The organism is Arsenophonus sp. PmNCSU2021_1 (genome assembly GCF_036919435.1).
Taxonomy (GTDB): Bacteria; Pseudomonadota; Gammaproteobacteria; order Enterobacterales; family Enterobacteriaceae; genus Arsenophonus; species Arsenophonus nilaparvatae.
In genome coordinates, this window is record NZ_JAZHPL010000004.1 from 365,833 (window position 1) to 390,565 (window position 24,733).

The 24,733-nt window shown below is 40.7% G+C and carries 24 protein-coding genes and 3 pseudogenes; 16 read left to right on the forward strand and 11 right to left on the reverse strand.

The annotated features are described in order from the left end of the window. Window positions 1-7: 7 nt before the first annotated feature. The 7 genes from secF to pgpA all read left to right on the forward strand — a co-directional run bounded on the left by secF (window position 8) and on the right by pgpA (window position 5,321). Window positions 8-976: a protein translocase subunit SecF gene (gene secF / locus V3224_RS06385; RefSeq protein ID WP_334469392.1), complete on the forward strand. Its 969-nt coding sequence runs from the start codon at window positions 8-10 to the stop codon at window positions 974-976. A 105-nt stretch (window positions 977-1,081) separates the two neighbouring features. Further along, on the forward strand, window positions 1,082-1,531 hold the full coding sequence (gene nrdR, locus V3224_RS06390; protein WP_026821453.1) for a transcriptional regulator NrdR: 450 nt from the start codon (window positions 1,082-1,084) through the stop codon (window positions 1,529-1,531). A gap of 8 nt (window positions 1,532-1,539) precedes the next feature. After that, window positions 1,540-2,649, forward strand: a complete 1,110-nt coding sequence (ribD, locus tag V3224_RS06395; RefSeq protein ID WP_334469400.1) for a bifunctional diaminohydroxyphosphoribosylaminopyrimidine deaminase/5-amino-6-(5-phosphoribosylamino)uracil reductase RibD — start codon at window positions 1,540-1,542, stop codon at window positions 2,647-2,649. Window positions 2,650-2,838: 189 nt separating this feature from the next. Continuing rightward, a complete protein-coding gene (gene ribH, locus V3224_RS06400; RefSeq protein WP_032115107.1) occupies window positions 2,839-3,309 on the forward strand; it encodes a 6,7-dimethyl-8-ribityllumazine synthase in 471 nt (156 codons plus the stop codon). Window positions 3,310-3,332: 23 nt separating this feature from the next. Then, on the forward strand, window positions 3,333-3,749 hold the full coding sequence (gene nusB / locus V3224_RS06405; protein WP_334469402.1) for a transcription antitermination factor NusB: 417 nt from the start codon (window positions 3,333-3,335) through the stop codon (window positions 3,747-3,749). Between the two features lie 98 nt (window positions 3,750-3,847). Beyond that, the gene (gene thiL, locus V3224_RS06410; RefSeq protein ID WP_334470326.1) at window positions 3,848-4,837 is read left to right on the forward strand and encodes a thiamine-phosphate kinase; all 990 of its coding nucleotides are present in this window, start codon (window positions 3,848-3,850) and stop codon (window positions 4,835-4,837) included. Next, entirely contained in the window at window positions 4,830-5,321 is a 492-nt protein-coding gene (gene pgpA, locus V3224_RS06415) for a phosphatidylglycerophosphatase A (RefSeq protein WP_334469403.1), read from the forward strand. Before thiL ends, pgpA begins: the two co-directional genes overlap by 8 nt. A 71-nt stretch (window positions 5,322-5,392) precedes the next feature. Here the strand turns inward: pgpA and dxs are convergent, their stop codons facing one another. From dxs to xseB, 3 genes are all read right to left on the reverse strand, one after another. Continuing rightward, a complete protein-coding gene (gene dxs, locus V3224_RS06420) occupies window positions 5,393-7,258 on the reverse strand; it encodes a 1-deoxy-D-xylulose-5-phosphate synthase (RefSeq protein ID WP_334469404.1) in 1,866 nt (621 codons plus the stop codon). Window positions 7,259-7,373: 115 nt separating this feature from the next. After that, window positions 7,374-8,294 carry a (2E,6E)-farnesyl diphosphate synthase gene (ispA, locus tag V3224_RS06425; RefSeq protein WP_334469405.1) on the reverse strand — a complete coding sequence of 307 codons (921 nt, stop codon included), beginning with the start codon at window positions 8,292-8,294 and terminating at the stop codon, window positions 7,374-7,376. 3 nt (window positions 8,295-8,297) lie between these two features. After that, window positions 8,298-8,552 carry an exodeoxyribonuclease VII small subunit gene (gene xseB, locus V3224_RS06430; RefSeq protein WP_032115113.1) on the reverse strand — a complete coding sequence of 85 codons (255 nt, stop codon included), beginning with the start codon at window positions 8,550-8,552 and terminating at the stop codon, window positions 8,298-8,300. A gap of 211 nt (window positions 8,553-8,763) precedes the next feature. Between xseB and thiI the strand changes: the two genes are divergently transcribed. Beyond that, window positions 8,764-10,212 carry a tRNA uracil 4-sulfurtransferase ThiI gene (gene thiI / locus V3224_RS06435; protein ID WP_334469407.1) on the forward strand — a complete coding sequence of 483 codons (1,449 nt, stop codon included), beginning with the start codon at window positions 8,764-8,766 and terminating at the stop codon, window positions 10,210-10,212. Window positions 10,213-10,286: 74 nt separating this feature from the next. Here thiI and yajL read toward each other — a convergent pair whose 3' ends face one another. After that, window positions 10,287-10,877, reverse strand: coding sequence for a protein deglycase YajL (gene yajL, locus V3224_RS06440; RefSeq protein WP_334470328.1), 591 nt, complete (start codon window positions 10,875-10,877; stop codon window positions 10,287-10,289). A gap of 220 nt (window positions 10,878-11,097) precedes the next feature. On the opposite strand from yajL, the gene V3224_RS06445 reads away from it, so the two are divergent. Further along, on the forward strand, window positions 11,098-11,589 hold the full coding sequence (locus V3224_RS06445; protein ID WP_334469408.1) for a YajQ family cyclic di-GMP-binding protein: 492 nt from the start codon (window positions 11,098-11,100) through the stop codon (window positions 11,587-11,589). A 38-nt stretch (window positions 11,590-11,627) separates the two neighbouring features. On the opposite strand, the gene V3224_RS06450 is transcribed toward V3224_RS06445, so the two are convergent. The 7 genes and pseudogenes from V3224_RS06450 to V3224_RS06480 form a co-directional block, all read right to left on the reverse strand. Then, window positions 11,628-12,992, reverse strand: a complete 1,365-nt coding sequence (locus V3224_RS06450; protein WP_334469409.1) for an MFS transporter — start codon at window positions 12,990-12,992, stop codon at window positions 11,628-11,630. A gap of 202 nt (window positions 12,993-13,194) precedes the next feature. Then, entirely contained in the window at window positions 13,195-14,055 is an 861-nt protein-coding gene (gene cyoE, locus V3224_RS06455; RefSeq protein ID WP_334469411.1) for a heme o synthase, read from the reverse strand. Window positions 14,056-14,070: 15 nt separating this feature from the next. Then, entirely contained in the window at window positions 14,071-14,403 is a 333-nt protein-coding gene (locus V3224_RS06460; RefSeq protein ID WP_334470329.1) for a cytochrome o ubiquinol oxidase subunit IV, read from the reverse strand. 9 nt (window positions 14,404-14,412) lie between these two features. Continuing rightward, window positions 14,413-15,018: pseudogene (locus tag V3224_RS06465) on the reverse strand (cytochrome o ubiquinol oxidase subunit III); the annotation flags it as partial. Continuing rightward, window positions 15,008-16,999, reverse strand: a complete 1,992-nt coding sequence (gene cyoB / locus V3224_RS06470; RefSeq protein ID WP_334469413.1) for a cytochrome o ubiquinol oxidase subunit I — start codon at window positions 16,997-16,999, stop codon at window positions 15,008-15,010. The gene cyoB and the pseudogene V3224_RS06465, both read right to left, overlap by 11 nt. A gap of 5 nt (window positions 17,000-17,004) precedes the next feature. Next, the gene (gene cyoA, locus V3224_RS06475) at window positions 17,005-17,952 is read right to left on the reverse strand and encodes a cytochrome o ubiquinol oxidase subunit II (protein ID WP_334469414.1); all 948 of its coding nucleotides are present in this window, start codon (window positions 17,950-17,952) and stop codon (window positions 17,005-17,007) included. Window positions 17,953-18,328: 376 nt separating this feature from the next. Further along, window positions 18,329-18,550: pseudogene (locus tag V3224_RS06480) on the reverse strand (outer membrane protein OmpK); the annotation flags it as partial. Between the two features lie 72 nt (window positions 18,551-18,622). On the opposite strand from V3224_RS06480, the pseudogene V3224_RS29775 reads away from it, so the two are divergent. From V3224_RS29775 to V3224_RS06520, 7 genes and pseudogenes are all read left to right on the forward strand, one after another. Beyond that, a pseudogene (locus tag V3224_RS29775) lies at window positions 18,623-19,601 on the forward strand (IS701 family transposase). A gap of 120 nt (window positions 19,602-19,721) precedes the next feature. After that, on the forward strand, window positions 19,722-20,258 hold the full coding sequence (locus V3224_RS06495) for a phage tail terminator protein (protein ID WP_334469420.1): 537 nt from the start codon (window positions 19,722-19,724) through the stop codon (window positions 20,256-20,258). After that, window positions 20,255-20,533, forward strand: a complete 279-nt coding sequence (locus tag V3224_RS06500) for a DUF2635 domain-containing protein (RefSeq protein WP_334469421.1) — start codon at window positions 20,255-20,257, stop codon at window positions 20,531-20,533. The genes V3224_RS06495 and V3224_RS06500 overlap by 4 nt, the downstream gene beginning before the upstream one ends. Further along, complete coding sequence (locus V3224_RS06505) at window positions 20,530-22,038, forward strand: phage tail sheath subtilisin-like domain-containing protein (RefSeq protein WP_334469422.1); 1,509 nt, start codon at window positions 20,530-20,532, stop codon at window positions 22,036-22,038. The genes V3224_RS06500 and V3224_RS06505 overlap by 4 nt, the downstream gene beginning before the upstream one ends. Further along, window positions 22,038-22,403: a phage tail tube protein gene (locus tag V3224_RS06510; protein ID WP_334469423.1), complete on the forward strand. Its 366-nt coding sequence runs from the start codon at window positions 22,038-22,040 to the stop codon at window positions 22,401-22,403. Before V3224_RS06505 ends, V3224_RS06510 begins: the two co-directional genes overlap by 1 nt. Then, window positions 22,400-22,723 (forward strand): phage tail assembly protein, encoded by a 324-nt coding sequence (locus V3224_RS06515; protein ID WP_334469425.1) that lies wholly within the window; start codon window positions 22,400-22,402, stop codon window positions 22,721-22,723. The genes V3224_RS06510 and V3224_RS06515 overlap by 4 nt, the downstream gene beginning before the upstream one ends. A gap of 84 nt (window positions 22,724-22,807) precedes the next feature. Then, window positions 22,808-24,703, forward strand: coding sequence for a phage tail tape measure protein (locus tag V3224_RS06520; RefSeq protein WP_334469427.1), 1,896 nt, complete (start codon window positions 22,808-22,810; stop codon window positions 24,701-24,703). Window positions 24,704-24,733: the final 30 nt, after the last annotated feature.

A 24,733-nucleotide genomic window follows, 5' to 3' on the forward strand; every position in this document is an offset into this window, starting at 1 on the left:
CGTGGTTGTGGCGCAAGATTACACAGTAGAACAGTTAAATCATGGCCGTAAAGTTATTGATTTTATGCGTTGGGATTATTTAGCTTTTGGTATCTCAATTGCTTTATTTATTCTTTCGGTTACGGTTATTTCATTGAAAGGATTTAACTGGGGATTGGATTTCACCGGCGGGACTGTTATTGAAATTAATCTCAGTCAACCTGCGGATCTTGATAAAATTAGAGAGAGTTTAGCGAATAATGGCCATCAAGAGCCGTTGATTCAAAATTTTGGTAGTAGCCGAGATATTATGATCCGATTGCCTCCTACTGAAGGCGTGGCAGGTCAAGAAATCGGTAAGTCCATTATTTCAGTCATTAACAAAAATGTTGATGATCAAGCAACGGTTAAGCGCATCGAATTTGTCGGGCCGAGTGTAGGCAGTGAATTAGCTCAAACCGGTGCAATGGCACTGTTAGCTGCTTTGATCTGTATTTTGATTTATGTATGTTTCCGTTTTGAATGGCGTCTGGCTGCTGGTGCAGTAATATCATTAGCGCATGATGTGATTATTACATTAGGCATTGTATCGCTTTTTCAGATTGAAGTTGATATGACTATCGTTGCTTCATTAATGTCGGTCATCGGTTATTCATTAAATGACAGCATTGTCGTCTCTGATCGTATTCGTGAAAATTTCCGCAAGATCCGCCGCGGTACTTCTTACCAAATAGTTAACGTTTCATTGACCCAAACATTGAGTCGAACACTTATTACATCAGGAACTTCTTTATTAGTGGTATTGATGCTCTATCTTTTTGGTGGGTCAATACTGAAAGGATTTTCTCTAGTTATGTTAATTGGCGTGACGATTGGAACCGTTTCTTCTATTTATGTTGCTTCTGCTCTAGCATTAAAGATGGGAATGAAACGAGAGCATTTGCTTCCTCCTAAAGTAGAAAAAGAGGGAGCGGATCAACATTCTCTGCTGCCGTAAAGGCGAATTTTGTTAACTCACACCCTGTTAGATTGCGCTAGCAGGGTGTTTTTCATTGATAGCTGAGTTAAACTGAAAAACCGGACCCTAAAATCAGGAAATTTTATGCATTGCCCATTTTGCACCGCTGTAGATACCAAAGTGATTGATTCACGTCTGGTTGGCGATGGTTCGCAGGTTCGTCGTCGTCGACAATGTCTTGAATGTCATGAACGTTTTACTACTTTTGAAGTGGCTGAATTAGTCATGCCGCGTGTGGTAAAAAGTGATGATGTACGTGAGTCATTTGATGAACACAAACTTAGACGAGGTATGCAAAAAGCATTAGAAAAACGCCCGGTAAGTTCCGATGATGTGGAAACAGCTATTAACAATATAAAATCGCAACTTCGCGCAACCGGAGAGCGAGAAATTCCGGCGAAGATGATTGGAAAAATTGTCATGGATGAGTTGAAAAAGCTGGATAAAGTTGCTTATATACGTTTTGCTTCGGTATATCGTAGTTTTGAAGATATTCGTGAATTTGGCGAAGAAATTGCTAAGTTACAGGATTAATAGTAAAAATGACCACGTTTGATAAGCAGTTTATGAGCCGTGCGTTGTCATTGGCCAAGCAAGGACGATTTACTACCTCACCAAACCCGAATGTAGGCTGTGTCATTGTACGCAATGGTGAGGTTGTGGGTGAAGGTTTTCATTGCAAAGCAGGCGAGGCGCATGCTGAGATTCATGCTTTACAAATGGCGAGTGAAAAAGCGAACGGAGCAACTGCTTATGTCACATTAGAACCCTGCAGTCATTATGGTAAAACGCCACCTTGTGCAGATGCGTTAATTAGAGCAGGTATTCGGCGAGTTGTTGTGGCTATGCAAGATCCAAATCCACAGGTTGCAGGGCGTGGTTTACTTAAATTACAGCAGGCTGGCATCGAAGTATTACATGGTTTACTGATGGATGAAGCTGAACAATTAAATCAAGGTTTTCTAAAAAGAATGCGAACAGGGTTCCCCTATGTTCAACTTAAGTTAGCCGCATCACTTGATGGGCGGACGGCCCTTGCATCAGGTGAAAGTAAATGGATCACTTCGCCAGTAGCTCGCCAAGATGTACAAAGTTTCAGGGCTCAGGCGAGCGCAATTTTGACTACCAGTGCTACTGTTTTAGCTGATAATCCAGCTTTGAATGTTCGTTGGACAGATTTTGCGCCTGAGCTACAAAATATTTACCCTAAAGAGCGTCTTCGACAACCAATAAGAATTGTTTTGGATAGTGAGAATCAAGTAAAACCAGAACATATTATAACAAAATCAGATGGTGAATGTTGGCTTATTCGCCCTAATCCCATATCGCAAAATTGGTGGGGTGATGTTGAGCAAATCGCCATCCCAACCTACGAAAAAGGCATTGATTTAGTTTTGCTGATGATGCAGCTGGCTAAACGTAATATTAATTCAGTTTGGGTCGAAAGCGGTCCAACACTTGCCGGTGCTTTGTTAACACTAGGATTAGTTGATGAATTGATTGTTTATATTGCGCCTAAAATTTTAGGTGGAACCGCAAAAGAATTAATTAATATTCCAGCATTACAAAAATTGAAAGATGCAGCTGCATTTGAATTTATTAATATTGAACTTATTGGACCTGATTTACGTTTAACACTTCGACCATTGTAATGTCATATTCATTAACTGGTTAGCTTAATATAGTAAAGTAGTATAGTTAAAGTAATGTAACATTTAATTGATTAAATTTAGCGTTCCTAATGACTGTTTTAAAGTTAGCTAAATTCAGCAGCGCAGTATAGAAAAGAATATGATAAAATTGTCGTTTCTGTAAAGAATAATTAGTATTTAAGGAAGGCTATGAAGGTAATAAAAGGTACGGTAGCAGCACCCAAAGCTCGTATAGCAATCGTTGTTGCACGTTTTAATCATTTCATCAACAATAGCTTGCTGGAAGGCGCTATTGATACCTTGGAACGTGTTGGCCAAGTTGCAAAGGAAAATATTACGGTAGTTTGGGTACCAGGTGCTTATGAACTGCCTTTGACGATTAAAACATTAGCAGAAACCAAAAAATATGATGCAGTTGTTGCACTTGCTAGCGTTATACGTGGTGCAACCTCGCATTTTGAATATGTAGCCGGTGAGTGTAGTGCTGGACTTTCTAATGTTGCGATGACAAGTAATATTCCGGTTGCCTTTGGTGTATTAACCACCGAGGATATTGAGCAGGCAATTGAGCGCGCAGGTACAAAAGCGGGAAATAAAGGTGCAGATGCTGCATTAGCTGCACTAGAAATGGTTAATGTAATTCAAGCCATTAAAGGCTAACTATTTTATTTAAGGGGAATTTTGTGAAACCTGCTGCTCGTCATCGCGCGCGTGAGTGTGCTGTTCAGGCGATTTATTCTTGGCAATTATCGGGTAATTGTATTGCTGATGTTGAAGTGGAATTTTTATCTGAACAGGATATGTCAGATGTTGATGTAACTTATTTCCGTGAACTACTTAATGGCGTTTCAACTCATGTGTTAGAACTGGATAAAAAAATGGCTCCTTATCTTTCTCGTCAGCTTGGCGAGCTTGGTCAGGTAGAGAAAGCGGTTTTACGTTTAGCTATGTTTGAACTCTGTTATCGTGATGATGTACCTTATAAAGTTGCTATTAATGAAGCGATTGAATTAGCAAAAGTTTTTGGTGCCGAGGAGAGTCACAAATTTATCAATGGTGCGCTCGATAAAGTTGTTCCTACTACTGTGCGTAAGAAATAATGGTGTTCAGGCTTTTCGAATAATCTGATGTTCATTTTGATTATAAGGTGCAGTGATAGCCTTATAGCAATCGGAGCATGGTATATTGGAATATTATTATGGTTTGTGGCGAATTTGATATCATCGCGCGTTATTTTAATCGTCAACAGCAAAATCGGCATGACGTTAATATCGGTATTGGTGATGATTGTGCATTGATAACAATACCGGAAAGACAGCAATTAGCGATTACTACCGATACACTAGTTGCAGGTATCCATTTTCTTGATAGTATTTCACCTGAAGATTTAGCCTATAAATCTTTGGCGGTTAATTTAAGTGATTTAGCCGCTATGGGAGCGGATCCTGCCTGGGTTTCTCTGGCGTTGACATTGCCACAAATCAATGAAGATTGGCTGGCAAGATTTAGCTCTAGCTTATTTGAACAGCTTAATTACTATGAAATGCAACTTATTGGTGGCGATACAACACGAGGGCCAATGAGTTTAACCTATACAGCCCATGGTTTGATTCCGACAGGAAAATCACTAACCCGGTCTGGAGCCTGTAATGGTGATTGGATTTATGTTACCGGAACATTGGGTGATAGTGCTGCAGGTCTTGCGATTTTACAATCACAGCTGGTTGTCGATGATGAAAAAGATCGTCATTGGTTGATCCAACGTCATTTAAGGCCACAGCCTCGTATTTTGCAAGGGCAAGCTTTACGTCATCTTGCTTCTTCTGCGATTGATATTTCTGATGGCTTGATTTCTGATCTTGGACATATTCTCAAAATCAGTGGCCGTGGCGCTAAAATTAAATTAGATTCTTTGCCATTATCAGAGGTATTGCGCAGACAAGTTACCTCAGAACAGGCGTTAACCTGGGCGTTAAGTGGTGGAGAAGATTATGAACTGTGCTTTACAGTGCCTGAGATAAATCGTGGTGCATTAGAGTCAGCACTAGCGCATACTGGGGCAAATTTTCATTGTATCGGCCAGATAACACCAGAATCAGAAGGGATCCGCTATTTTTATGGGAATAAAGAGGTTTCACCTAATTTAACTGGTTTTGATCATTTTATTGTGGAAGCTTGCTATGACTGATGCAAAATCTCGTTTAAAGCTATCAAATCCCTGGCATCTATTGGCAACCGGATTCGGTAGTGGTTTATCACCCATCATTCCTGGAACAATGGGATCGTTAGCTGCTATTCCATTCTGGCTACTGATGTATTGGTTATTACCCGTTTGGTTATGTTGGTTTATTATTTTATTTGGTTTTTTTGTTGGTATTGTTATTTGTCAACGGACATCCGATGATATGCAAGTTCACGACCACGGTAGTATTGTGTGGGATGAATTTATTGGCATGTGGATGACCCTGATGGTGATACCGTTAGTTAGTTGGCAATGGGTATTGATAGCGTTTGTGCTTTTCCGCTTTTTTGACATGCTAAAACCTTGGCCTATAGGTTGGTTTGATCGGCAAGTAGGTGGCGGGCTAGGTATTATGTTAGATGATATTATCGCGGCTATTTTTGCTATGGTTATCGTGGCTGCGCTTGCACACTGGTTACCCGTTTTATAATGTAAGTGAATTACTAAAAATCAAAAGCGTTTGGTAAACCGCTGCTTTTGATTTTCAACATATTTATTAATTTATTTGGCGTAATAGTTGTTAATTGATTTTACAATTCCTTCCGCATTAAGTCCTAATTCAGCCTGAATTTCTGTTTGATTTCCTTGTGCGATATAGTGATCAGGCAAGCCGAGGTTAATGATAGGCATAATGTGATGGGCTTTTAATAAAAATTCATTAACGCCGCTACCGGCTCCCCCCATAATTGCATTTTCTTCTAATGTTACTAATAGCTTATGGTTGTGAGCTATTTCCAATATCAATGTTTCGTCCAACGGTTTTACAAACCGCATATCGACCACGGTGGCATCGAGTAATTCTGCGGCTTTCATCGCTTCATTAAGTAATGTGCCAAAATTTAGGATGGCAACATTTTTTCCTTGGCGGCGAATTATTCCTTTACCGATTGGAATTTTTGCTAAAGGTTGTAGAGTGGTGCCAGAGCCTGTTCCCCTTGGGTAACGAACCGCAACAGGGCCATCCTGATAGTGATAACCCGTATGTAGCATTTGCCGGCATTCGTTTTCATCACTCGGCGACATAATGATCATATCTGGTAGACAACGTAAAAACGATAGATCGAAAGCACCTTGATGGGTTTGTCCGTCGGCACCAACAATGCCTGCTCTATCTATAGCAAACAGGACAGGCAATTTTTGAATGGCGACATCATGGATCACTTGATCATAAGCGCGTTGTAAAAAAGTAGAATAAATAGCAACGACAGGTTTATAGCCTCCAATGGCAAGGCCAGCAGCAAAAGTCACAGCGTGTTGTTCTGCAATAGCAACATCAAAATATTGTTTGGGATAGGTTTTGGAAAATTCAACCATTCCCGATCCTTCTCGCATGGCTGGTGTGATAGCCATCAGCTTAGGATCATCTGCTGCTTCTTGGCATAACCAATCGCCAAAAACTTGTGAAAATGTTAATTGACTATTATTGTTTTTTGGAAGGCTAAAAGTTGCTGGATCAAATTTAGGCACCGCATGCCAGCTGATAGGATCTTTTTCGGCGGGCTCATACCCCTTGCCTTTTTTGGTCATGATATGTAAAAACTGTGGGCCTTTTAACTCACGCATATTTTTTAATGTTTGTACTAATGTGAGTACATCATGGCCGTCAATGGGACCAATGTAGTTAAAGCCTAGTTCTTCGAACATAGTACTAGGGATCACCATACCTTTAAGGTGCTCTTCGGTTTTCTTTAACAATTCTTTGATTGAGGGAATATTGGAAAATACCTTTTTGCCCCCTTCACGTAAACTAGTATATAGATTGCCCGATAACAGTTGCGCTAAATGATTATTTAACGCCCCGACGTTTTCTGAAATTGACATTTCATTATCATTGAGGATCACTAACATATCTTTATGAATGTCACCCGCATGGTTCATTGCTTCAAAAGCCATACCTGAGGTAATGGCGCCATCACCAATAACACAAACCGTTTTGCGATCTTTATTTTCATATTCAGCAGCTACTGCCATGCCAAGTCCAGCACTGATAGAAGTCGAGGAATGACCGACACTGAGAATGTCATATTCACTTTCTGCTCGCCAGGGGAAAGGATGTAAGCCATTTTTTTGTCGTATGGTATCAATCCGGTCGCGGCGGCCAGTTAATATCTTATGTGGATATGCCTGGTGACCGACATCCCAGATAAGATTATCAAATGGGGTTTTATAGACATAGTGTAAAGCGACAGTAAGTTCAATGGTTCCTAATCCAGAAGCAAAATGTCCACTGGAACGGCTAACACTATTTAATAAAAATTGTCGCAACTCTTCACATAATTTGACCAGACTTTCTTTTGGTAAAAGTCGCAATTCTTCCGGCGTTTCTATTAATGCTAAAGTTGGATAGGAAGTGATATCAATGCTCATGTCTGCCCATTAAATAATTGTTTTTTGTTTATACCCATGACGCTGTAGTAGGCCGCCAAAAGATTATTTTGAATTTTTATTACTGGTAAAATATTCTGTTTTTGAATCAAGAAAATTAGCTTTTTCGTTCGATAATAAAGTGTGTTAAATTTTGTAGTGTTTCCGTATTTAATCCATACTGTTGTTCTAACCTATAAAGCGCATCCAGTGTTTGTTCAAATAAATTGTTGGCTTTTTTTTGTGCTTGTTCAACACCGATTAATGATGGATAGGTGCTTTTTTTATGTTTTTCATCAGATCCCTGATTTTTACCTAAAGTGTCTGTATCACCAGTAACATCAAGAATGTCATCGTGGACTTGGAATAGCAGTCCAATCGCATTGGCATAATTATCTAATAATGGTAGTAATTTGTAGCTTTGGCTGCCAGCCGCAAGTGCACTCATTCTGATGGCGGCACGAATTAAAGCGCCGGTTTTATGATGGTGAATAGATTTTAAGGTTGCTATATCAATTTGTTGACCTTCTGATTCCATATCGAGTGCTTGACCGCCACACATGCCGGCTGCTCCACTAGCAGTAGCCAGCTCAGCTATCATTGCCAGCCGATTAGTATCACTAACATCAGGCATAGCGGAACGAGACAAGATGTCAAAGGCAAGTGTTTGCAGGGCATCACCAGCCAAAATGGCATGAGCTTCACCGAAGGAAATATGGCAGGTAGGCTGGCCACGACGTAGATTATCGTTATCCATTGCGGGTAAATCATCGTGGATTAATGAATAAGCATGAATACATTCAACGGCCACAGCAGGTACATCCAGGTTTTCCACGGCAACATTTAACATATCACCTATAGCATAAACTAAAAAAGGCCTTAGTCGCTTTCCACCAAGTAATGTGCCATATTTCATCGCTGTGACCAGTTGACTTTGATTAAACGGTAGGCGCTGGAATTGCTTTAGTAGTGTTTTATTGACGCGATCCTGTACCCATTGGCGTTGATCCGCAAAAGAAAGTGTCACTATTTCAGACATGATTTATTTATCTTCCGGCGTAAAGTTGTCTAGTGGTGCATGGTCATCGGCTTGTAACAAAATTTGGACACGTTGTTCTGCCTGTTGCAACGCTTTCTGGCCTTGTCTGGCTAATTGGATCCCTTGTTCAAATTCACTTAATGCTTTTTCCAGCGGAAGTTCGCCTGATTCTAAGCGTGTGACTATCTGCTCTAACTCTGTCAGAGAAGTTTCAAAAGATAGCGGATCTTGTCTATCAGATATTTTCTTTTTAGCCATAATCGTTTTACTTGCCTTAATATCAGGTGAATATGCCCGTCAGGCGATTTATTTTACTACATTTATGCAGAAAATTTATTCTTTTTGTGATTTTTAGCGACGAACAGCAATATAGTGATATACTTCCCATCTTAAAATCAAATGCTCTGCTAATAAATATGCATAATATGCGTTTATTCGCAAAAATAAAAACCGACTTTTATACAAAATTATGAAGTTTATTATTAAACTATTTCCTGAAATTACCATTAAAAGCCAATCAGTGCGCTTGCGCTTTATTAAGATCTTGGCTAGCAATATTCTTAATATATTGAAGGTGTTAGATGCGGAAATAACCGTTATTCGCCATTGGGATAATATCGAAGTTCGCACCAAAAAAAACACATATCATGATGAAATTTGCGATGCCTTAACCAGAATTCCTGGCATCCATGATATTCTGTTAGTTGAAGAATATCAATTCCGCGATCTCCATGATATTTTTGAGTTAGCTTATGCAACTTATGCTGAATGGCTAACCAATAAAACTTTTTGTGTACGCGTTAAGCGTCGTGGTCAGCACGACTTTACTTCAATTGAAGTAGAACGTTATGTTGGTGGGGGATTAAATCAACATATTTCATCAGCTAAGGTAAAACTCAATCAGCCTGATATCACCATCAATCTTGAAATTGAAAAGGATAAAGTCATGCTTGTTAAATCCCGTATTCAAGGGATTGGTGGCTTTCCTATTGGTACTCAAGAAGATGTTTTGTCGTTGATATCGGGTGGCTTTGATTCAGGTGTGTCTAGCTATATGTTAATGCGGCGTGGTTGCCGAGTTCATTATTGCTTTTTTAATCTGGGTGGCGCCAGTCATGAAATTGGCGTCAAGCAGGTTGCTTACCATCTTTGGCATCGTTTTGGTCGTTCACATAAAGTGCGTTTTGTCGCGATAGATTTTGCTCCGATTGTAAGCGAAATTCTTGAAAAAATTGATGATGGCCAGATGGGCGTGGTATTGAAAAGGATGATGGTTCGCGCTGCATCTATAATAGCAGAACGTTATGGGGTTCAGGCTTTAGTAACCGGAGAAGCGTTAGGACAGGTTTCTAGCCAGACATTAACCAATCTACGTGTAATTGATAATGTTATAGATACATTAATTTTGCGGCCATTAATTTCACATGATAAAGAAAATATTATTAACATTGCTCGCAAGATAGGAACGGCAGATTTTGCCCGTACTATGCCTGAGTTTTGTGGCGTGATTTCGAAAAAGCCAACTGTGAAAGCAGTAAAAGCTAAAATTGAAGCGCAGGAAACTAATTTTGATTTTTCTCTGCTTGATCACGTTGTTAGTACAGCACAAAATATTGATATTCGTCAGATAATGAATGATAGCGAAGATAAAACGCTAGAAGTGGAAATTGTCACTACATTTTCAGGCGATGATATTGTGCTGGATATTCGTTCCCCTGATGAACAGGAAGCGCGTCCACTGAAGCTTGAAGGTGTTAAAGTAAGGTTATTGCCATTTTATAAGCTAAATAACCAATTTGGTGAGTTACCACAAGAAAAACCCTATTTGCTTTATTGTGAGCGCGGTGTTATGAGCCGCTTACAGGCACTTTATTTACATGAACAAGGTTTTAAAAATGTAAAAGTGTATCGTCCTTAGTGGTAATCTATTGACTTTTTCGTCTCAAGGATAGGCGAGTTTTAAGTGAATATACACAATTTGCCATATCACCGTTAGTTGGCATAGTTGTAAATACCAGGCGGCAGGACAAGCTGCGAAGCAACTTCCGCTGCCTTTTTTTTGCCAACTAATAGCTCGATAAGTTTAAGTGAAAAGTCAATAGCTGTGGCAGGCCCTTGGCTAGTAAGTAGTTTTACCCGTTCATCATAATAGACACGACAATCAACGCGTTTGTGGCTGGCAATTTTACTTTGTAAAGCCGGATAACCGGTCATATTGCCGATTGGAAATAAATTATGGTGTTCTAGTACGATTGCCGGCACGGCACAAAGAGCAGCAATGATTTTACCCTGATGATGAGATTGGCGAATTTTTTCAATGATCAGCGGATTATCACGAAACGCCTCCGCGCCTTTCAATCCACCAGGTAATACAATAGCAGCAAAATCCTGTTCAATGATATTGACTAACTGAGTGTCAGCAACAATTTTTACTCCACGTGAGCAAGTTAACACCAATTCGCTATTATCTGCGGTACTTGCAGTTGTTACTGGGATCTCGGCTCTAGTTAACAGATCAATCACTGTTACGGCTTCTATTTCTTCGCTACCATGCGCCAGGCAGACGAGAACGGTTGGTGACATTAGAGTTTCTCTCGGTCTAATTAATGGATAAATGATTGGATTTAGCATGTTGTCAGCCATAACTTGCTAACAGCGCCAGCACTAAAGATCGCTATTGTTTTTTATCTGACTGAATCAATTATGCTTTTTGGGGAATTTATTTAACATTAAGTATAGAGCTTTTGCTGATAATAAAAAGTAGTATTATGCTATTTTATGAGTAATAAGGAGGTCATGAAATATGCCATCATTTGATATAGTTTCTGAAATTGACATGCATGAAGTGAGTAATGCCGTTGAAAATGCGCAACGTGAATTGGCTAGTCGTTGGGATTTTTGCAATGTTGAAGCCAGTTTTGAACTCAATGAAAAGAATGAGTCGATTAAAGTAACGAGCGTGTCCGACTTTCAAGTAAACCAATTGGTAGATATTTTACGCGAGAAATTAGCTAAGCGTGGAATAGATGGCGCTGTCTTGAATATACCTGACGATATTGTTCATAGTGGCAGAACTTATAGCCTTGATGCTTCCTTACTGCAAGGCATTGATTCGGTAATGGCAAAAAAGATCATTAAACTAATTAAAGAAAGTAAATTGAAGGTTCAGGCGCAAATTCAGGGAGAACAAGTGCGAGTAACCGGTAAGTCACGCAATGATTTACAATCTGTGATAGCGCTAGTGCGAGAGGCTGAACTTGGGCAACCTTTTCAATTTACTAATTTTCGTGACTAAATTTATCATTCCTGCTGTATCCTACAGCAGGTAGTGTGTTATTGGTTATTAATAATAGTTTCCAACTGTTGCCGACTGATAATTTTTTTATCTATTTTAATGTAGGCACTAAGTGCTTTAAGATCGAACATCACTTCCCGCACACCGGGCTCATTCATTAATTGGCTTTGTAGTAAATTAACATCTTTGATCTGTTGGGGGAAAAGTAAACGAATGCTACTAGTATAAGCAGGTTGATGCATATTTAAGCTAATAAAAAACCAACATGTACAAAGTATCAGTCCGGCCATAAAGACCAAGGAAGCACCATTTAATTGAAAAAGCCATCCCCCTAAGATCCCGCCTAAAGCAACGCCTAGAAACTGACTGGTTGAGTAGAGACCCATCGCGGTTCCTTTATATCCAGCAGGCGCTTCTTTACTGATAAGTGAAGGCAATAATGCCTCCACAACATTAAAGGCAATAAAAAATAGCTGAAGACCTAATACGATTAACCAAAATTGTTGTTTGGAAAAACAAAATGTTAATTCAGAGATAAATAAGATGCCAATGCATAATAGAAAAACTTGTTTCATTCGACGCTGCTTTTCAGCATAGATAACAAAAGGTAGCACCGTAATGAAAGCAAGAAGTAAAGTTAGTAAATATATTTTCCAATGTTGATTAGCTGCCAGACCTGAATCGATCATCACTAACGGTAAAGCAACAAAATTTGCCATCAACAACGTATGTAAACAAAAAATGCCAAAATTAAGTTTAACTAGTTGGCGATTATTAATCACTGTTTGTACACTATTTTTTATAAAATGGGTTTCGCGATTAACGCTATGATATCGGCTATCTGGTACGGCAAAGCGAGTTATTAATATCCCGCCAAAGGCAAGTAAGCTTATTCCCCACAAAAGGCCATGTAAACCGATAGCATGGGTGATAATTGGGCCGAGAACGAGTGCAATAGCAAAAGTGATGCCAAAGCTTATTCCCATAAAAGCCATCGCTTTAGTTCTATTTTGTTCGCTAGTCAGATCGGACAGCAACGCCATAATTGCAGCAGAAATAGCCCCTGCGCCTTGTAACGCGCGACCTATAATGATACCCCAGATAGAATCTGTCATTGCGGCAATCACACTACCGGCAATAAAAATGAGTAAGCCGGCGATAATTAATTGCTTACGACCAAATCGGTCGGACATTAAACCAAATGGGATTTGGCAGATAGCCTGACTGATACCATAAATGCCAATAGCCAGACCAAGTAACAATTCATTGGCATCTTTCAGTTCGCGTCCATAGCTGGCTAAGATGGGTAATACCATGAACATGCCTAACATACGTAATGTAAATACCGCCCCTAACCCCCAAGTTGCCTTTAATTCAGTAGGCGTCATTTTAGTATCATTCATAGTTTATCTCAGAAATTTTACAAGTGAACATTGTAAAATGGTTTAATCTATTAGTTAATCTATTTGTCGAGTAAGCATTAGCAAGATATAGATAAAAAAGTGAGGAATTCATTCGCATATTGGATGTTTTAACCGTGAAGGTAGTGGCAATTATCTGCCACTATTTAAGATCAATTATTATTTGAGATAGACAAAAATCTGTTCAGCGGTAACAGTTGGATTCAATCGACATCATGACACTGAGAGAAGTAATTGCCAGGATAGAGAATATAAACAGTTTCCGTGCCCAAAGGCGATCATCATTCTGATTTTTAAAGCCAGAAATTGCCATACCAAGCCACCATAAACTCACCGCGGCGGCAACAATAAGATATTTGTAGCCGGCATAGCCACTAATGGTGAGCATAATGGTTGCTACCATAAAAGCAAGGATATATAAAAAGATATGAGTTTTGGCGACCGAAATTCCTTTAATCACTGGTAATACGGGAATATTGGCGGTTTGATAATCTTTGAAGCGAAAAATAGCAATTGCATAAGAGTGTGGCATTTGCCATAAGCTAAAGATCAATAGCAGAATCAATGCTCCCATATCAAATTGATCAGCAACAGCGCAGTAACCAATAACTGGCGGCGCAGCGCCGGACAAGCTACCTACCAGGGTGCCATAAACCGATTTACGTTTCATATAGAGACTATAAATACCGACATATATGATAAAACCGATAACGGCCAGTAGTGCCGCTAAGGCATTGGTGGCAATATAAAGTAAAGCTATGCCAGCAATACCCAGTAGGGTGGCATAAATTAGGCAAAATTTCGGCGCAATAAGTCCTTTAACTAAAGGTCGATTTTTGGTTCTCTCCATCATTCGGTCGATATCTCGGTCAATATAGTTGTTAAAAACACAACCAGAAGCGATAACCAGAGATACGCCGAGTAATGTGGCAATAAATAGTGGGTAATCTATTATACCTTTAGCTGCGAGCAGAAAGCCGCCAATAACAGAAATTAGATTACCGAAAATAATGCCTGGTTTGGTCACTTGTAGATATTGCTTCATTAGATCCACAACTCTTTAGTCGAGCATCATATTGATGTTCAGGTTATACATTATCCACAGCGAGCCAATAACGACAATGCCTATAATTAGCATTGTGAACAGGAAGGCAACCAGATTCCAACGGTCATCTGAAGAGGTATTCATATGTAAGAAACAGACAAGATGTACCAAAATCTGGCTAATTGCCGTACCAACAACGATCCATAAGACAGTGTCATGGGATGCGGTACTATTCATTACCATCCAAAAGGGGATGACCGTTAAAGTGACCGAGAGTATAAAGCCAATTAAATAAGTCTTCATACTGCCGTGGCTAGCACCAGAGTGCGGTGTATTTGTGTAACTCATGCAAGTGCCCCCCAGCAGATAAACAACGGTGAATACACAGATCCAAACAACATCTAAGAAATGCCAAAAAAGACTTAAACAACTTAAACGGGTTTGATTGACGGCAGTGAGGCCATGACGTGAGATATGGATTATCATGATGATGATCCAGGCTACACCAAAGCTTACATGAATACCGTGAGTACTAACTAGCGTAAAGAAAGCGGAAAGAAAAGCGCTGCGATCAGGCCCATAACCTTCAGAAATGAGCTCATGAAATTCGTAAATTTCCATGATAACAAAGCCGAATCCGAATAAAAAAGTAATCAGTAGCCATAATTTCACCAGATTTATTTTCTGCTTATGCATCGCAAGCATGGCAAATCCATAAGTGATGCTACTAAACAATAACAGGAAGGTTTCGACCAAGACAAAATTGAGGTCGAAAATCTCTTTTCCTGTCGGGCCTCCGGCAGTACCATGAACTAGAACAACGTAGGTAGCAAAAAGGCAAGCAAACAGGATCAGATCGCTCATTAAATAGATCCAAAAACCAAATATTTTTGTTGCGCCTATGTCATGATGCCCATGATTTTCATGGGCAATATGTTGATTAGCTATTGAATTAGTTGACATGATGGATACCTGCTTTTTTCAGTTCATCGTAATGCTGTTTTTCAATACGTTTAATTTCTTCTACAGGGACATAATAATCAACATTGTCATCAAAACTTTTGCCAATCCAGGTGGCTATAATACCAGCAAAACCAATAATCGCTAGCCACCAAATATGCCAGACCATAGCAAAACCGAAGATTAAACAAAACGCTGAAATAATTATTCCGGCAGCAGTATTTTGTGGCATATGAATGGGTTCATATTTGGTTGGTTGTTGATATGCAATCCCTTTTTCTTTCATATCCCACCAAGCATCACGCGTATCAATTTGTGGTTCTTTCGCGAAGTTATAAAAAGGTGCAGGGGACGATGTTGACCATTCTAATGTACGACCATCCCATGGATCGCCGCTGAAATCGCGATTTTTGTGGCGATCGCGAATACTGACAATTATTTGAATGACTTGGCAGAGAATACCGATAGCGATAAGCGCAGCACCGAGTGAAGCGACCATCAGCATTGGATGATATTGTGGATCAATATTTTGACTTAAACGACGAGTCATTCCCATAAAGCCCAGTATATAAAGTGGCATAAAGGCAATAAAGAAACCACTGATCCAAAACCAAAAAGCACGAACGCCCCATTTTTCATTTAATGTAAAGCCAAATGCTTTCGGGAACCAGTAGGTCATACCAGCAAAGCAACCAAAAACCACTCCACCGATAATGACATTATGGAAATGGGCAATCAGAAATAAACTATTGTGCAGCACAAAATTTGCACCGGGAATGGCCAATAGTACGCCAGTCATCCCACCAATCGAAAAGGTAACAATAAAACCAATCGTCCAGAGCATTGGTGTTTTAAATTCGATACGGCCATGGTACATGGTAAATAACCAATTGAATATTTTTACTCCAGTTGGAATAGCAATAATCATGGTAGCTATACCGAAGAAGGCATTGACATTTGCCCCACCTCCCATGGTAAAGAAATGATGTAACCAGACGACAAACGACATTACAGTAATAACAATGGTCGCCCAGACCAGAGACGTATAACCAAATAAACGTTTTTTACAGAATGTCGCTGTGACTTCCGAAAATACGCCAAAAACAGGTAACACTAATATATAAACTTCAGGATGTCCCCAAGCCCAGACCAAATTGATATACATCATCATATTGCCGCCCATATCATTAGTGAAGAAATGGGTGTCTAAATATCGGTCAAGTGTGAGTAGTGCGATAGTAACGGTTAGGATAGGAAATGCTGCAATAATTAGTACATTAGTACAAAGCGCTGTCCAAGTAAAAACAGGCATTTTCATCATTGACATACCAGGCGCCCGCATCCGTAGAATGGTGGCAAAAAAGTTTATTCCGGTTAGGGTGGTGCCAATGCCTGATATTTGTAAACTCCATATCCAATAATCTACCCCGACACCAGGATTGTATTCCTTACCTGACAATGGGGGATAAGCTAGCCAACCGGTCTGCGCAAATTCTCCGACACCTAATGATAGGTTAATCAAGATAACACCAACGACAAATAACCAAAGACTGAGAGAATTTAAAAACGGAAAGGCTACATCGCGAGCACCAATTTGCAATGGCACAACTAAATTCATTAAGCCAACCACGAAAGGTGTTGCCATGAAAAAAATCATGATCACACCGTGAGCGGTAAAGATTTGATCATAATGATGAGGAGGTAAAAAACCGGCCTCGCCGGCTGACGCTAATGCTTGTTGACCTCGCATCATTATGGCATCAGCAAAACCGCGTAGTAGCATTACCATGGAAACGATAATATACATAATGCCAATTTTTTTATGATCTACACTAGTTAGCCATTCGCTCCACAGCCACGTCCATTTACCAAAATAGGTGATAACGCCTAAAATAGCTATGCCAGCTAATAAAATACAGATCACAGTGATGACAATAATTGGCTCGTGAATAGGGATTGCATCGAGCGTTAATTTACCCAACATACTATTTATTCCTTAGCATCGACATGAGCAGAGTGGTTCATATGCATTATTTGATTGCCAGACATTTCATGTTCGGTTTTGTTAGCATGATTGATATGATGTTCATGGCCGAATTTTAATATCAGTTCTTCATAGAGATTTGGTTTCACGCTTGAAAAATAGGTAACAGGGACATTGTGGCTAGGTTTAGCTAATTGATTAAATGTAGCCATGCTATCTAGCGTTTTGGTAGATGTTTTTACTTTTTGCACCCATTTATCAAAGCTTGCCGTATCAGGTGTTGCAATTACATTAAATTTCATGTCTGAAAATCCGTGACCGCTATAACTTGATGAGAAGCCTTTATAGGTACCAGGTTCATTAGCGATTAAGTGAAGCTTCGTTTGCATACCAGCCATCGCATAAATTTGACCACCAAGTGCAGGGATAAAGAAAGAATTCATCACTGACTCGGCCGTCACTTTAAAGTTAATTGGCACACCGACAGGAATGGCGATTTCATTAACGGTAGCGATATTTTCTTCTGGATAGACAAACACCCATTTCCAATCGGTAGAAATGACCTGAATGGTAATCGGTTTTTTATCGCTTTCTAATGGTTTATAAGGATCCAGTTGATGCATTGTTTTCCAGGTTATTACGGCAAGAATGATGATGATGATGATAGGAACTGTCCAGCAAACTAACTCAATTTTATTTGAATGTGCCCAATCTGGCCGGTAGGTTGCTTGTTTATTGCTTGCTCGATATTTTCTGGCGAAGATAATTGCCATAAAAATGACTGGAATGACAACAATTAACATTAAACCAAGCGCAGTCAGTATCAGTCTTTTTTGTTCAACACCAATGGCTCCCTTGGGATCCATTAATACCATATCGCAACCAGTTAGCAGGAAAACAATAGCAAGCAGTGAGATGACTCCAATACTTCCTTTATATTTTATAAGTCTCATTTAGCGACCCCAAATGACAAAGATGGTTATTGTCGTTTTGTTCAGTGTGGGTATTTTACGGTAAGGTTATATTAGTGTAAACAATTGTAAGGCGCACAAATATAATTGTTATTACTTTCTGTTAAAGTGATCAGAAGTAAAATTGAATTCATTATAGAACTGTTTAAATGATTATTTTTTGGTTCACAATTATTTACATTAAATAATTTTATTATTAATAAAAAGAAGCAGATAAAAGGAAATCAAAATGTGATTTTATAGATCGAAAATTAATTATTATGCTAAATAATAGTTAGTTTTAAATATTTATTATTTAGCATTAGTTAAAAAATAGTATTCATTTTCAAATAAGCTGGCTTTACGTTAGCTTACGTGATTAAAAATTATATTTGATGGTATAAATGATCCCGTCGTTATAAAAATCATCACCAAGTTTGTTATCAGCATAGCGATATTGAATACCTGCAGATAAGGTTTCAAAAGGCGTCCACCATAAGGCTATCGGACCGTTAACACCTTCTTTGCCGCCATTGCCATAGCCTTTTGCGCGATTAAATTCCATCTCATGCCAATTAGTGATAGAAAAGTTTTGTGACCATAACACGAGTTTCGCAATCTCCAAAAAAGAAGTATAAATTTAAAAACAAGAAAAAATCAGGGTGTTCATATTTTGTCGGGTTATCCATGTATTAAAGATATCTATAAAACATTCTTACAAGTAAGCAGTTTAAGATACTCTGGTTTAGCGTTATCAGAAGTAAGCCCATCGCCTTTATCTCATGACACTGTTAGCCGATGGCTAAAAAGTAGATGTTTTAGACCTAAAGACCTATGGCGATTAGTTGAACCTTCTATAGACAAAAAAAGCCCTTGCGTACTAATTGCCGATGATACATTGATTGCCAAAACACGTAGTAAAAAAATAGTGATGGTCCATTATCAATATTCAGGTAATGAACATGAGGTTATTGCTGGCATAGGTTTAGTTAATTTGCTTTGGCATGATCTGACGAAGGTTGAATCAATTCCTATCAATTATCTTATTTATGATAAAGATTCTGATGGAAAAACAAAAAACACGCACTTTTCCGAAATGCTCACTCTTGCTAAAAAAAGAGGGATCATGCCAGAAGCGGTAGTGATGGATGCTTGCTTGGTATTCTAGCCTGGATAACCTGAAATCAATTCGCTCTCATGGTTGGATCTGGGTAACCACGCTGAGGAAAAATAGGATTGTTAACCATAACAAACAACTGAACAAGTTAGACATCTCAGAAGAAGGAACGTCAATACACTTGCGAGGATATGGTTGGGTAACCGTTTTCAAATTTACAGCCAAAAACGGCCGTATTGATTACATAGTAACAAACAAAGAGAATCCCACCCGTCAATACCTCAAATCTATCATGGATGCCCGTTGGTCTGTTGAAGTTTATCATCGAGAAGTTAAACAAAACTGTGGTATTGAACGCTGTCAGGCTCGCACGAGCCGAGCGCAAAGAAATCATATTTTTCTCGCTATTTCTGCGTGATTTGAACAACATAAACGTCGTATATCTGAAAAAATAACCCTTTATCAACAAAATTGGGACGTAATCAAAAGTGCTATTACTGAGCAAATCCGTGTTTTATTAGCGTACCCAAATTAGTTTTGTGCGAAACTCGTGTATGGTTGAAGCTCTGGAAAAACTGAAAGGTTGGACACAGCACACGCTCAGCGACGAACTTCGACAATCACTTCGGCCTCAACCCCGAAAAAGGAAGAAATAATGAAACTTAGCCCCGTTATTAGCGCGCTGCGTACTCATTGCCCTCGCTTTGAACAACGGATAGGCGGCACGGCAGAATATGGCACTGCCCTCGAATGTACTCAATTGGAATTACCGTCAGCGTATGTTGTGCCTAGTGGATCTACTGTTGGCGAACAACGTTCGCAAACCGATTATTGGCAAGTATTAACCGACCAATTTTCTGTGATTGTTATTCTAAATAATACCGATAAACGTGGTCAGTACACATCCTGTGATTTGATTGATGAAGTCCGCAGTGAAATCTGGCGCGCTATCCTGGGATGGACACCTGATCCGGCCTACGGAGCGATTGAATATGCGGACGATGAATATCTGGATATGAACCAGGATGAATTGATCTGGCAATTTAATTTTAAAGTGGAAATCGAAATCAATGCCGAAGACACACGGCAATACGCCGATCTGAATAATTTACCTGATTTACATACGGTTGCTATTGATATGAACGAACAGTCAGGCAACGTAAAATCGCATCTGGAGATACAGATAAAATGATGGGTACCCCACCTGAAATTGTTTTTATTAAGCCTAAGCACGGACGAAAAGTGCCTATTCCGCAATATATGCGCGATACCAAAGAGTATTTTGGTGAATATTTGCTAGAAAAAGGATTACGTGTTGAAAAAACGCTTTTTTGGATAAGAAGAAAACAGGACGATGATATTGAGGAAGTGAGTGAATCCGACAATCCCCCGCTTGCAATCAATCAAGAGACGATTGATACCACAAAAAACAAGCTAAAAAAAGCTAAAGAGGAGGCTCAGGAATGACCATCAGCTTTAATACCGTGAACGCGAATCTGCGTGTGCCTGGGTTCTATCCAGAAATGGATAACAGCGCTGCCAATACGATGCAAGCCAGCGGCCCTGCACTGCTCATTGGCCATGCATTACCGAATGCAAAAATCACCCTGAATTCACCGATGATCATTCCCTCGGCAGAAATGATGCAACAGTTAGCCGGTCGGGGCAGCCAGTTGCACCGCATGGTGCGAGCATATCGCCGGATTGATGCTGTCGGTGAACTGTTTGTCATTGCTGTACCTGCTGTACATGAAAACAAGGGGACGAAAGCAACAGGCGAGATTGCCATTAGTGGCACCGCAACCGATTCCGGTGTCGTTACGCTGTATATCAGCAACCAGCGTATTTTATCTGCTGTCAAGGAATCGGATACCGCGAATACCGTTGCAGCCGCCCTTGGTAAAGCGATCAATGACAACGAAGATTTGCCTGTCACCGTGGCAATTTCAGCTGGAAAAATCAGCTTGACCGCAAAGCATAGAGGGTTAACTGGCAACGATATTCCCTTGATGATGAACTATTATTCGCCGACAGGCGGTGAGAATACGCCTCACGGTCTCAATATTACCATTACTGCCATGAGTTGCGGCGCTGGCTCACCCGATATGGATGGCGTTATCAGCGCAATGGGTGACTTATTATTTGATTTTATTGGGCTGCCTTTCTCTGATGCTGCCTCTTTGCAAAAGATGGGCGCGGCGATGAACGACAAGAACGGGCGCTGGAGTCCCTATCAGCAGTTTTACGGTCATGTTTATACCGCAAAAAAAGGGACGGTCGGTGAACTGGTCGCTTTTGGCGACACGCTTAATGATCCGCATCTCACCATTGCAGGCTATGAGAAAGCGATACAAACTGCGCTTGATGAACTGGTTGCGGCACGACTGGCACGGTGCGCGATATTTCTGCGTAATGATCCGGCCAGACCCACCCATACGGGTGAATTAAACGGGGTATTACCCGCACCGTCTGGCAAGCGATTCACCTTGACAGAGCAGCAATCCCTCCTTTCACACGGTATCGCCACCGCCAATGTCGAAGGTGGCGTATTACGCATTCAGCGCGATGTAACGACGTATCAGAAAAATAGTTACGGGGTGGCCGATAACAGCTATCTAGACAGTGAAACACTCTATACCAGTGCCTATGTTTTGCGGCGATTAAAATCCGTTATCACCAGCAAATACGGGCGACAAAAACTGGCTGATGATGGTACCCGATTCGGCGCAGGGCAAGCGATTGCTACGCCAGCCGTTATCAAAGGCGAACTCTGTGCGGTTTATCGTCAGTTGGAAAAAGAAGGCATTGTCGAGAATTTTGACGCTTTTCGTAAAAATCTTATCGTTGAACGTAACGGAAATGACGCTAATCGAATTGATGTGGTATTCCCGGCGGATTATATCAACCAACTGCGGGTATTTGCGTTGGCGAATCAATTCAGACTGCAATATAACAATGGTGAGGTGATGTAATGACGGGTACAAGAAAAATAGGCGGTGTCTTGTATGTTAAGACAGATGGTAATCAATTATCAGTAAACGGTACGCTTGAATTACCTATTAATACCGTCATTCGAGAGGACATTGTCGGCGCTGATGGCAGTGTACATTACAAAGAAACGCACAAGGCACCGTATATCAAAGCCGAATTCAAGGTCGAGAAAAATTTTCCTATCCAAAAATTGACCAGCGCCGATGAAATGACCATTACCGCCGAATTGGCTAACGGCATGGTGTACGTATTGTCTGGCGCATGGTTGTCAGGTGAATCTACCTATAACCCACTTGAAGGAACAGTCGAGATGGAGTTTCACGGAGACGAAGGATTTTATCAATGAAATCAATTACACTTAGCAAACCAATTAAAGTACAGAACAAAGAAGTATCGGTATTGGATATTCAGGAACCTACGTTTGATCAGGTAGAAAAATTTGGTATTCCGTTTAGTTATTCGGAGCGAGGCGATACACGCCTGGATACGCGCTCAGCACTCGCTTATCTTCCTGAACTGGCTAATATCCCACGCTCTTCAGCGCAACAGTTATCGTTACATGATGTATTTGTCGCCTCGATGACCATCGTGAGTTTTTTTACCAGTGCCCAGAACTTAGCAGTCTCAGACGACGATTTTACAACGTTGCCTGGTTCTGGCGCATAAACCCCTTTGAATTACGCCAGCATCCGCTAAGCCAGTTCTTTGATCTGGAAGCAGAGGCTGTTCGTATCAACGAGGAGCGACAGGGTGGCTAATAGTTTTGAGTTAAAAGCAGTTATCACTGCCGTTGATAAACTCTCCGCCCCGCTAAAGGGGATGCGGCGTGAAATGAAGTCCTTCAAGAAGGAGTTTAGCGCAGGACTGGCAGGGGCTGCTGCATTAGGGGCTGGCGTTGTTACCGCAATGGCTGGCCCTATCAAGCAGGCGATAGACTTTGAATCAACGATGGCGGATGTCCGCAAGGTGGTTGATTTTGATACACCCGAGCAGTTTAAACAGATGTCAGAAGATATTCTTAAGCTGTCGACGGAATTGCCGATGGCCGCAGATGGCATTGGTCAGATTGTGGCCGCAGGCGGTCAGGCAGGGATAGCGAAAGAAGAATTAATGTCCTTCGCTCAATCCGCTGTAAAAATGGGTATCGCCTTTGACCAGACGGCTGAGCAATCTGGGCAGATGATGGCACAGTGGCGTACCGCCTTCCAGTTGACGCAAAATGATGTCGTCTCGCTGGCCGATAAAATTAACTACCTTGGCAACAAAGGGCCAGCCAATGCCGCGAAAATCTCTGAAATTGTGACACGGATTGGCCCGCTGGGTGAAGTGGGCGGTCTCGCCTCCGGTGAGATAGCGGCCCTTGGCGCAACCATTGCCCGAATGGGTGTTGAGTCAGATGTGGCGGCAACCGGCATTAAGAACTTTATGCTGGCGTTAACCAAGGGGAAATCAGCGACAAAATCGCAAAAAATCGCACTACACACCTTAAAAATCAGCCCCAAAAAACTGGCCGCACAGATGCAGAAAGACGCGAAAGGCGCGATGTTGATGGTTTTAAAATCCCTTGAAAAATTGCCTAAAAAAGATCAGATGGCATTATTAAATGACTTGTTTGGCTCTGAATCTCTGGGATCAATTGCGCCACTACTCACCAACCTTAAATTACTGGAAGTTAATTTTGATAGAGTTGCAGACAAACAAAAGTACCGCGGCTCAATGCAGAAGGAATACGCTAGCCGTGCGGCAACCACGGCAAATGCTATCCAACTGTTTAAAAATCAGATGCATGTTGCCAGCGTGAGTATTGGTAGTATTTTTCTGCCTTCAATTGTTGAAGCAACAAAGAAAATTCAGCCGTTGATTGAGCAATTTCGTACTTGGACAAAAGCCAATCCAGAACTGATTAAATCCTTTGCCAAGTGGCGACTTTATCTACTGGGCACCGCGACGGCGGTAGGGGTTGTTACCCGTGCTTTCAGGATTTTTAACAGCGTGATGAAAATGTCGAGGCTAGGTAAACTGGTCACGTTAATGGTAATAGGCGGTGGACTTATTGTCGACAACTGGGAAACGATCGGCCCGATTATTAAAGCAGTCTGTCGAAGTATTGACGGTGTAGCACAGGCCTTGGGAGGGTGGGAAAACATCCTTAAAGGCATTTTAGTGTTTGTCGCTACAAAATGGTCGGTCGATATGATTTCCTCTATTGGTGGTGTAACAAAAGAAATGGGCAAACTTGGGAAAGTGACAAAGGCAACAGGATTATTGGGTCTGGGCGGTAAATTTGGATTATATGGTGCAGCCGCTACTATGCTTTACGATCCCGTTAAAAGTGCTATGGATAGTACGATAGGAAAAACCGATGTCGGAAAATGGATGGATAACCACGGTCTGTTCACTGCGACTGACTGGACTCCCTTTTTTAGCAGAGATGAGCGAGATCGCTATCAAGCCGGTCTGGATGAAGCTAAACGCTATGAAAGCAACACGGTTAACCCTGCACTATCCCCTATCCTTTCGCAGGAAAAAGGGGAGGTGGTTGTTAGATTTATGGATGTCCCGAAGGGAACAAGCGTACAAACAGAAGGAAAGCAACCATCTTGGTTGAATTACGATGTTGGGTATAACCGCTTTGCAAGACAATGACCGCTTCGGCGGTTTTTTCTTTTTCAGGAG